Annotated in this window: 10 protein-coding genes; 4 read left to right on the forward strand and 6 right to left on the reverse strand. The window is 70.5% G+C overall.

What is annotated here, in order from left to right:
- Positions 1–160: 160 nt before the first annotated feature.
- A complete protein-coding gene (locus tag ACTHL9_RS05505; protein ID WP_440517843.1) occupies positions 161–1618 on the reverse strand; it encodes a DHA2 family efflux MFS transporter permease subunit in 1458 nt (485 codons plus the stop codon).
- Positions 1619–2926: 1308 nt separating this feature from the next.
- Here ACTHL9_RS05505 and ACTHL9_RS05510 point away from each other — a divergent pair.
- Complete coding sequence (locus tag ACTHL9_RS05510; protein ID WP_440517851.1) at positions 2927–3421, forward strand: uracil-DNA glycosylase; 495 nt, start codon at positions 2927–2929, stop codon at positions 3419–3421.
- Positions 3422–3505: 84 nt separating this feature from the next.
- Here the strand turns inward: ACTHL9_RS05510 and ACTHL9_RS05515 are convergent, their stop codons facing one another.
- The gene (locus ACTHL9_RS05515; protein WP_171042390.1) at positions 3506–3652 is read right to left on the reverse strand and encodes a hypothetical protein; all 147 of its coding nucleotides are present in this window, start codon (positions 3650–3652) and stop codon (positions 3506–3508) included.
- Between the two features lie 62 nt (positions 3653–3714).
- Here ACTHL9_RS05515 and ACTHL9_RS05520 point away from each other — a divergent pair, with 62 nt between their 5' ends.
- Complete coding sequence (locus ACTHL9_RS05520; RefSeq protein WP_440517844.1) at positions 3715–4122, forward strand: RNA-binding S4 domain-containing protein; 408 nt, start codon at positions 3715–3717, stop codon at positions 4120–4122.
- 109 nt (positions 4123–4231) lie between these two features.
- Here ACTHL9_RS05520 and ACTHL9_RS05525 read toward each other — a convergent pair whose 3' ends face one another.
- Entirely contained in the window at positions 4232–4498 is a 267-nt protein-coding gene (locus ACTHL9_RS05525; RefSeq protein ID WP_440517845.1) for a DUF1876 domain-containing protein, read from the reverse strand.
- 72 nt (positions 4499–4570) lie between these two features.
- Positions 4571–5797 carry an aminotransferase class I/II-fold pyridoxal phosphate-dependent enzyme gene (locus tag ACTHL9_RS05530; protein WP_440517846.1) on the reverse strand — a complete coding sequence of 409 codons (1227 nt, stop codon included), beginning with the start codon at positions 5795–5797 and terminating at the stop codon, positions 4571–4573.
- A gap of 61 nt (positions 5798–5858) precedes the next feature.
- Between ACTHL9_RS05530 and ACTHL9_RS05535 the strand changes: the two genes are divergently transcribed.
- Together ACTHL9_RS05535 and ACTHL9_RS05540 are read left to right on the forward strand one after the other, a co-directional pair.
- A complete protein-coding gene (locus ACTHL9_RS05535) occupies positions 5859–6680 on the forward strand; it encodes an oxidoreductase (RefSeq protein WP_440517847.1) in 822 nt (273 codons plus the stop codon).
- Between the two features lie 27 nt (positions 6681–6707).
- Positions 6708–7223: an SRPBCC domain-containing protein gene (locus ACTHL9_RS05540; RefSeq protein WP_440517848.1), complete on the forward strand. Its 516-nt coding sequence runs from the start codon at positions 6708–6710 to the stop codon at positions 7221–7223.
- On the opposite strand, the gene ACTHL9_RS05545 is transcribed toward ACTHL9_RS05540, so the two are convergent.
- Together ACTHL9_RS05545 and ACTHL9_RS05550 are read right to left on the reverse strand one after the other, a co-directional pair.
- Complete coding sequence (locus ACTHL9_RS05545; protein ID WP_440517849.1) at positions 7220–7648, reverse strand: hypothetical protein; 429 nt, start codon at positions 7646–7648, stop codon at positions 7220–7222. The genes ACTHL9_RS05540 and ACTHL9_RS05545 overlap by 4 nt on opposite strands.
- Entirely contained in the window at positions 7645–8829 is a 1185-nt protein-coding gene (locus ACTHL9_RS05550; protein ID WP_440517850.1) for a serine/threonine-protein kinase, read from the reverse strand. The genes ACTHL9_RS05545 and ACTHL9_RS05550 overlap by 4 nt, the downstream gene beginning before the upstream one ends.
- Positions 8830–9062: the final 233 nt, after the last annotated feature.

The raw sequence follows: 9062 nt of genomic DNA on the forward strand, positions 1-9062 counted from the left end.
CCCCCGCGCCCCCCCCCCCCCCCCCCCCCCCCCCCCCCCCCCCCCCCCCCCCCCCCCCCCCCCCCCCCCCCCCCCCCCCCCCCCCCCCCCCCCCCCCCCCCCCCCCCCCCCCCCCCCCCCCCCCCACGGGGGGAGGGCGCAAGCTGGCCGGGCAGGCAGGTTAGTGCATCGCCGGGGCCGGCTCCGCTCCCTCGGGCACCGGAGCCGGACGGTTCCGGAGGAAGCCGGCCAGCACGATCGCGGCGACCGCAACGCAGGCCGCGACGAGGAACGCGGCGCGGAAGCCGGCCATCTGAGCGTCCACTGCAGTGGTTGCAGAACCGGAGACGGCCACCGCATGCGCCTGCGACGCCATGATGCCGACGAGCAGAGCCGTCCCCGCCGCGCCCGCGACCTGCTGGAGCGTGCTCAGGATGGCCGAGCCGTGGCTGTACAGGTGCGGCGGGAGCGGGTTGAGGCCGCTCGTGAACGCCGGCGTGAACAGGAGCGCGAGGCCGAGCGACAACGCGACATGGAGCGCCAGGACGAGCCAGATCGGCGTATCTGCGGTGAGGAACGCAAGGACGAACAGGACCGCCGTCATGAGCGCGGTTCCGGTGAGGGTGAGCGGTACGGGGCCAACGCGGTCGAACCACTTCCCCACCGTCGGCGCCAGCAGCCCCATCACGAGGCCCCCGGGCAGGAGCAGGAGACCCGTGGAGAGCGTGTCGAGCCCCCGGACCTGCTGGAGGTAGATCGGCAGGAGGATCACCACGCCGAACAGCGCGATCATGCCGACCACCAGCAGGGCCGTGGCAACGGTGTACATGGGGTGCGTGAAGGCACGGAGGTCGAGCAGCGGGGAGCCCGAACGCTGGAGCGCGAGCTGCCGCCACGTGAACAGCGCAAGGCACAGGAGGCCGACGGCGAGCGGGAGCACTGGGCCGAGCCCGCCACTGCCGTCGCCCCCCAGCTGGCTGAGCCCGTACACGAGGCCGCCGAAGGCCGGCACGGTCAGAATGACCGAGACGAGGTCGAGGCTTGGGCGTTCTGCCTCGGCCGAGCCGCCCAGCTTACGCGCGCCGAAGAACAGGGCGGCGAGGGCGATCGGCAGGACCGTGAGGAACATGAAGCGCCATGAGAGGAACTGCAGGATGAGGCCTGAGAGCGTCGGGCCGATCGCCGGTGCCACGGAGATGACGATGCTCACGGCACCCATGACCTGACCGCGCCGGGTGACGGGGATGAGGGTCAGCACGCTCGTCATGAGCAGCGGCAGCATGATCGCCGTGCCACAGGCCTGGACAACGCGGGCCAGCAACAGGATTCCGAAGCCGGGCGCGAGGGCTGCCAGAAGGGTTCCCGTGCTGAAGAGCCCCATGGCCAGGATGTAGACCGTCTTGCGGGTGAGCCGCTGGAGGAGGAAGCCCGTGGTCGGAATGACCACCGACATGGTGAGCATGAACGCGGTCGCGAGCCACTGGACCGTCGAGGCGTCGATGCGGAGCTCGGCCATGAGCCGGGGCAGGGCGACGTTCATGATCGTCTCGTTGAGGATCACGACGAACGTTGCCGTCACGAGCGCAGTGATGACAAGGCGGTTCTCGCGGGAAATCGGGTGATCGGACGCGGGCGTCACGGGGTCTCCTGGTGGGAGTTCTGTGCAGGGTGATGGTGCGGGGTGCGAAGGTCAGACCTGTCTCGGGCAGGTACCGTGTGCAACATCTCAGTCTGCCGCACGATTCCGGCGCCACGCCAGTTTCTCGGCGTTTCTCGGATCTGACGTGAATACGAGGCGAACCGAACGGGAACTCGGGCTTGCTAAGCTCTTAAGGCTCGGTCGCCCCCAGCGGCCGGTCCATCCCCCAACTTCCGTCCGAATCGGGCTCCTCGTGGGCTGCCCGGACGGCCGCGCTGACCTCGAGGAGAATCTGCAGCAGTGACAGTCATGGCCTCGCGCTCTGCCTACGACGACTACGACGAGGACTACCGGTCCGATCTCGACGCCAAGTACGAAGAGGGCTTCGGCCTGGTCCCTGATGTTGGCTACGACGAGGAGGACGACGACATCTTCGCCGGCCTGTTCGACGACATCGACGCCGATGCAGGGGACGACGACGGCTCCCCCGCGGCGGACAAGTCGCCTCAGCGCGGAGCGGCCGCGCGCAAGCCTGCCGCCGCGAAGCCCGCGATCAGCAAGAAGAAGGAGCCCACTGCGACGTCCGTCGTGACCACGCGGGTCTCTGCCTCCGGCGTCAAGATGACACTCGCCTCTCCGACCAAGCTCATCGTCACAAAGGCCGAGCCCGAGGAACTGCGCGCGGCGCAGATTGCGGCCGTTGCCGAGAAGGGCGCGGAGGCTGCCGTCCAGGTCGAGCTTGCGCAGATCGCGCCGTCCGAGACGGTCCAGACCACCCCCGAGGCTCAGGTCGACCCTGTCCTTGCGGCCCTCGCGGAGTCGGCTTCTCGGGCTCGAGTTGCTGCCGAGGCAGCGGCGAACGCGGCGAAGCGCGCCGTGGCCGATGCGGTAGCGAAGGCGGCCGCCGCGAAGGCTGCCGCTGCCGAGGCGTCTGCTGCCGAAGAGGCGGCGCAGGCCGCACTCGCCCGCTCGACTGAGGCGGAGGAGGCTGCTCGCGTCGCTGCGGAACGCCTGACCGAGGCGCAGCGCGCTGTGCCTGAGCAGAGTGCATCTGAAGAGGCCGCGCTCGAAGACACGAACGCCGCGTCTGTCGAGGAGCAGGCGACCGAGCCGACTGACACTGAGACTGGCGCTGAACCGACCACCCTCCCGGCGCGGCCTGAGAGCGAGTTGGCGGGCGCCGTCGTCGTCCCTCAACCCGCCGTGGTGACGGACCCGCTGTTCGCGCCCGCCATCGCGCCGGTGAACGAGCACGTCGACTTCCTCCGGAAGCTGCGCCCCGAACTCGAGGCGCCGTACGTGGATCCGATGCACTCCGTGGAGGAATGCCGGATCGTGAGCCTGTTCTCGAACACCGGCGAGGCGAATCCCAAGGGCTTCGTGTGGGCTGGCGACGATGCAGCGGCGACTCGGCTTCTGGGCCTTCAGTTCCAGCTCGGTCTGCGTCCCGAGTGGATCATGCCCTGGAACGCCTACCCGTGGTTCACGCCGGGTGAGGCGAACGGCAAGCTGCTGCCCGAGCAGGTTCAGGCCGGCCTCAAGCCGCTGATCGCTCTGCTCAAGGTCTTGCCCCGCGCGTCGGCGATCGTCGCGCACGGCCCGGAGGCGAACCGCCTCGCGCAGATGCTGCTCAAGACCGACAATCCGCTCATCTGGCGCCGGGGGCTCAAGGTCTACAAGGCGCGCTCCCTGCACGGCCGGGCCTTCGCCGGGTCGAAGGAGCGCCAGACCGAGTGGCTCATCGAGATGGGCAAGGCGTATGCGGACGCGATGGCGCGCGCGGGGCTCCAGCTGCGCCGCTAGGTCCTAGGCAGGACCGGCAGACAATGCCGCGCCCCCGTGTCGCCTGAGGCGAGACGGGGGCGGGGACAGGAGTTGCGGTCTACGTCAGTGCGTGGACCGGGGCTTGCGAAGGTGAGATACGGGATCCGCGTCCATGGCGGTCTCGCGTTTGGCCTTCTTGGCTGCGCGCTGCTCCTTGATGGACTTGGACGGCTTCTTGTGCTCGCTCTGATGTGGCTGCTTGTCCGGCATGTCAACTCCTCAAGGTTCGTCCCCCCATGCCCTGACGATACGCCGCTAGACTGCTGGGCACCATGGCTTCTTCCGCTTCTTCCCACGCGCCCGTTTCGTCGTCTTCGGCCGTGCGGATCGACTCCTGGCTCTGGTCCGTCCGGGCCTACAAGACCCGCTCCGCGGCCACCGCGGCGTGCCGCGCCGGGCACGTGCGCCTCAATGGGAACCCGGTGAAGGCCTCCCAGACTGTGGTACCGGGAGACACCATCCGCATCCGGCAGCCCGGGTTCGAGCGGATCCTTGAGGTGCATGTGCTGATCGTCAAGCGCGTCGGGGCCGAGGCCGCGTCGCGGTGCTACACCGACCACACGCCGGAGCGGCCGCCGGCGCCGTTCCTCGGACTTCCCCAGCGCGACCGCGGGGCTGGGCGGCCCACCAAGAAGGACCGGCGTGAGATGGAGAAGCTGCGGGGGCACCGAGGAGAGTGACTTTCCGCGTGCTCCAGTCCGGTTGTGAAGTCCCCATCAGTCGGGAGCGCGGCGCGTCGCGGGACTTCGCCGTGTTGCGGCCCTAGAAGCGGACAGGAGCGCAGGTGCCCTAGACCTCCAGGTGAGGCGGCACCTTCGTGACGTTCTCGATGTCGGCCGCGGTGGCCTCGATCAGCTGATGCGACAGGTCGGCGAGGGCACGGGCCACGGCCAACTCGTCGCCGATCACGGGGACATCCGCGTCGCTCGGCTTGAGCCGCGCCAGGCCGACGCCGACCAAGTCCGAACGGCCTTCGGCGAACAGCTGCGCCTTGGCCCGCGTCCGGCCTTCGTGCTCGTCGATGGCGATATTCACCGACCATCCCTTTTCTGCCATGTTGGTCGCCTCCTCGGGTGAGAGCTCGTAGCTTCGATTCTGGACGCCACAGCCTCCGGGAGCCAGACTCCGCTAAGCCCGCTGGAACCGCAGGATGCGCTCGACGGCGGTGGTCACCGCCGTCGACCCCGCGGCGAAGCTGAGGCGCACCGAGCGGCCCCCGGCGTGAGCGTCGAAATCGGTTCCGGGGACCAAGGCCACGCCTTCTGCCTCCAGCAGGGCGCGGCAGTACTCGCGGGAGTCGCCGAAGCGCTCGAGCTGGGAGCCTAGCTCGGCGTAGAGGTAGAAGGCACCGTCCGCCGGGGCAGCGGGACCCCAGCCGAGGGGGCCGAGGCCATTGAGCAGCGCCCGGCGCGTCTCGGCGTACTGCGCGACCCATGCCTCAGCTTCGGCGTACGAGGCCGGGGAGAAGGCCTCCACCGCGGCGAGCTGCGACGGCGCGGGCGGGCACAGCGCGACATTCCCCGCGAGGGCGTCGACCGCGCCGACGAGTTCCTCGGGGAGGAGCATCCATCCGAGCCGCCAGCCGGTCATGCCCCAGTACTTCGAGAAGCTCGAGATGACGATGGCCTCGTTCCCCGCCTCGCCCCCGAGTTCCCAGGCGCAGACGCCTCGCTGACTGTGCTCGTCCAGCACCGCATCCGGATAGGTGATGCCGTGGTAGATCTCGTCGCTCACGAGCCGGACCCCGTTGCCCTGGCACCACTCGACGATTGCCTGGAGCTCTGCGCGGCTCACCATGGTGCCGGTGGGGTTCGCCGGGGAGGCCAGGACGAGCCCCGCCAGCTGACCGTGCTCGCGGACCGCGGCGTCGAGCAGCTCAGGTGTTGGCTGGTACCGGGTCTCGGGCCCGCAGTCCACCTCGACAACCTCGCACCCGAGCGCGGCGAGGATGTTCCGGTACGCCGGGTAGCCGGGACGGGCCAGTGCCACGCGGTCCCCCACGTCGAACGCCGCGAGGAAGCCGAGGACGAACGCGCCCGAGGAGCCTGTGGTCACGGCGACCCGTGCAGGATCGACGTCGAGCCCGTACCACTGGCCGTAGTGACCGGCGATCGCCGCGCGCAGCTCGGCCGTCCCCAGCGCCGGCGTGTAGGTGAGCGCGCGCCCCGACGCGTGAATCCTCGCCGCTGCAGCCGAGACTCCGGACGGCGACCCGCCCGACGGCTCCCCCGCACAGAGCGAGACCACGTCCCGGCCCTCAGCTCGCAGCTGGTCCACCCGGGCGAGGATGTCCATGACCGCGAACGGCGGGACCTGAGAGCGGGAGGAGGCAGTGAGTTGGCGAAGCGAGCTCATGCGCCCCAGCTTGTCACACGCCCTTGCCGGGGCGTCGGGAGGGTCGGGTAGCGTGAGGGGCATGCAGCAGGTTGCGCTCGTGACGGGCGCCTCGAGCGGAATCGGCGCGGCCACCGTGCGGGCGCTTCTGGGCGCGGGCTTCACGGTCTATGCAGCCGCCCGACGGGTCGAGCGGATGCAGGACCTCAAGGACGAGGGTGCCCGCGTCGTCTCCATGGACGTCACCTCGGATGAGTCCATGACCGACGGCGTCCGCCGGATCCTCGCTGACGCCGGCCAGATCGACGTCCTGGTGAACAACGCGGGCTACGGCTCCTACGGGGCGCTCGAGACCGTACCGCTCGAGGAGGCCAGGCGCCAGTTCGAAGTCAACGTGTTCGGCCTTGCGCGCCTGACCCAGCTGGTGCTCCCCGGAATGCGGCAGCGTCGGGCGGGCACGATCGTCAACATCTCCTCGATCGGCGGCAAGTTCTACGAGCCCCTCGGCTCCTGGTACCACGCTGCAAAGTTCGCCGTCGAGGGACTCTCCGACTCGCTGCGGATCGAGCTGAAGCCCTTCGGCGTGCGCGTGGTGCTGATTGAGCCGGGGCCGGTCCTTTCCGAGTGGAGCACGATCGCGCGGGAGTCACTCCTGGAGAACTCGCGGGGCAGCGCGTACGAGGACAACGCCCGGAAGGTCGCGAACGTGATGGCGAACTTCGATCGGCCCGGGAGGGCCGGGACGCCGGAGGTCGTCGCCCGGACCATTCTGAAGGCCGTGCAGGCAGGGAACCCGGCGGCTCGCTACCCCACCGGCGGCGGGGCGTGGCCCATCCTCACGGCGCGGAAATTCCTGCCGGACCGCGCCTTCGACGCGATCGTCCGCATGATGTACAGGCACTGAGAAACGGCGTACCGCGAGGAGGACGGCATGGAAGAGCTCGACGGCCAGTACAGCGAGGAGGACGGTCGCGCCTCGGTGACGTTCGTCCGCTCGTACCCGGTCTCGGCTTCCGCGGTGTGGGAGGCGGTAAGCACGCCCGAAGGCTTCGACGGCTGGTTCCCCTCCGCCGTCGCCATCGATCACGGAGCCGGCACGGTGACGCTCACGGGGGACCCCAACCAGCCCCCGTCGGTCGAGCGGATCACGGCGTGGCAGCCGCCGAACCACTGGGCGTTCGACTGGGGTCAGGACACGCTCGAATTCCGGGTCGAGGGATCAGAGACCGACGCCGAGCTCACGCTGCGCAACTGGCTCGGCGACGTGAACGCCGCGGCCCGCAATGCGGCAGGCTGGCACGTCTGCCTTGCCGAGCTCGCCGTGAAGCTCGGCGGGGGCGAGCCGGGCGGCCCGCACAGCGCAGGGGCTCTCGCGTGGCAGCCGCTCTACGACGGGTACATCCGCGAGGGCCTGCCGTTCGGCGCGCCGATTCCTGGTCAGGGCTAGCCGTTCTTGTTGTCCTTGCCAGGCTCGTTCTTCTGGTCCTTCTTCTTGGGCTCGGGAGCCTGAGTCGCGGATGGTGTCGGCGAGGCGGTACTCGGGGTCGCGCTGGGCGTGGCCGCCGGGCCGGCGAGCGTCTGGAGATCCGTGCGGACCAGGGCGACGGCGGTCAGCACGTCCTGCTTGCGGGAAGCACTGAGCTTCCCCTGAGCCGCGGCTTCGTTCGCTCGTGTCTCGATCTTCTCGAGCTTGTCGAGCGCATCGGCGTAGCGTCCCGCCGCGGCGTCCGCGCGCACCTGCTCTGCAGCCGTCTGGAGGGCGGAGGCCACCTCCGAGTCGAGGTCCGACGACGGCTGGGCGCATCCCGCGAGGGCGGCGGCCGAGAGGCACACCGAGGCGAGGGCGGCGACAAGGCGGCGGCGGACGATCACGGTCGGACACTCCGTTCGAGCTGGGCAATATGGGATCCGAGCGGCCCCGGGATGGACGGCGAGGCAGGGATGCTCGGGGAGTGCTGCTGCGAGGAGCCGCCCGAGGACGGTCGCAGGACGGCGAGCAGCACGACGACAAGCACGATCAGGGCGAGAACGACGACGGCGGCAAGCGTCCTCGGAGCGAGCATCCTCCGACCGAGGGGTCGTTGCGGCGGGGGAGCCTTGGGAGGCCGGGGCGGGGGAGCAGGCAGGAGGCGAGTGCCGCCGTCGTCGGCCCGCAGGGAAGGGGCCGGCGCGGTCGGGGCTTGCGCCGAAGGAGTGAGCACTTCGGTGGCGGCCTCGGTCAGGATCGTGGCCACTTCTGCCGCGGTGGGCCGCTGAGCGGGGTTCTGCGCCGTCATGCGGGGGATGAGCGAGACCCAAGGCTCCCCGAGTTCCTGCGGGACGCGCGGGTAGCGGAACAGGCGGGCAGCCGCGGCCGCGACGGCCTGGCCCGGGAACTCGATGCGGCCGGTGAGGCACTCGAGCAGGACGAGCCCGAGCGAATACACGTCCGACGCCGCTCCCACCGGCTCCCCGCGGGCCTGCTCGGGGCTCAGGTAGTTGGCGGTGCCGATCGTCGTGTTGGTCTGGGTGAGGCGTGCGGCATCGACGAAACGGGCGATCCCGAAGTCGGTGAGCTTCACCGGGAGCCGCCGCCCGGTCCTCGGCGAGGGGTCCGGGACGAGCACGTTCGCCGGCTTGATGTCCCGGTGGACGATGCCGAGGGCGTGGATGTAGGCCAGCGCGCTGGCGAGGTCCGCGCCGAGCCGCCGGACGTCGTCGTCCGTCAGGGGTCCCGAGCGAAGCGTTTGGCGGAGGTCGATGCCCTCGACGAACTCCATCACGAGGTAGGTCACCGACGAGGTGCCGTCGGCGCTCGCTTCCGTGCCGACGTCGTACAGCTGCGCCAGGCTCGAGTGATTGAGGTGCGCGAGGACTTCCATCTCGCCGTGGCGACGGAGCTGATGCTGGGGATCGGGGGCCTGCTCCCGGAACGTCTTGACGGCGACGATCCGGCCGAGGACCTCGTCCCGGGCACGATGGACCGTCGCCATCGCTCCGCTGCCCGCCACCTCGAGCAGCCGATAGCGCCCGCCCACGAGGGACGCGGTGAGACCGGTATCGCTCTCGGCCACGCTTCGCCCTTCCGCCCCGGACTTTTTACCTCCTCCACCCTAGCCCCGTTGAGGGCCACGGAGGGGTAGGCGGTGGCCGATGACGTCTCGGCGGGCGCGTTTGTCGGGGGTTTTGGGGGGGGGGCGGCCCCGGCCCCCCCAAAACCCCCCACCCAGGGGGGGGGGGGGGGCGCCGGGGGTGGGTGTGGGGGGGGGCGGGGGGTTTGGGCGGGCGGGCGCCGATTGGGGGCGGT

The sequence above is a fragment of the Sinomonas sp. genome (assembly GCF_051955515.1).
GTDB lineage: Bacteria > Actinomycetota > Actinomycetes > Actinomycetales > Micrococcaceae > Sinomonas.

Coding starts and splice junctions, on each gene's coding strand:
- ACTHL9_RS05510 (WP_440517851.1), top strand. CDS start 2,927: ATGCACTCCGTGGAGGAATGCCGGATCGTGAGCCTGTTCTCGAACACC.
- ACTHL9_RS05540 (WP_440517848.1), top strand. CDS start 6,708: ATGGAAGAGCTCGACGGCCAGTACAGCGAGGAGGACGGTCGCGCCTCG.
- ACTHL9_RS05515 (WP_171042390.1), bottom strand. CDS start 3,652: ATGCCGGACAAGCAGCCACATCAGAGCGAGCACAAGAAGCCGTCCAAG.
- ACTHL9_RS05535 (WP_440517847.1), top strand. CDS start 5,859: ATGCAGCAGGTTGCGCTCGTGACGGGCGCCTCGAGCGGAATCGGCGCG.
- ACTHL9_RS05525 (WP_440517845.1), bottom strand. CDS start 4,498: ATGGCAGAAAAGGGATGGTCGGTGAATATCGCCATCGACGAGCACGAA.
- ACTHL9_RS05520 (WP_440517844.1), top strand. CDS start 3,715: ATGGCTTCTTCCGCTTCTTCCCACGCGCCCGTTTCGTCGTCTTCGGCC.
- ACTHL9_RS05530 (WP_440517846.1), bottom strand. CDS start 5,797: ATGAGCTCGCTTCGCCAACTCACTGCCTCCTCCCGCTCTCAGGTCCCG.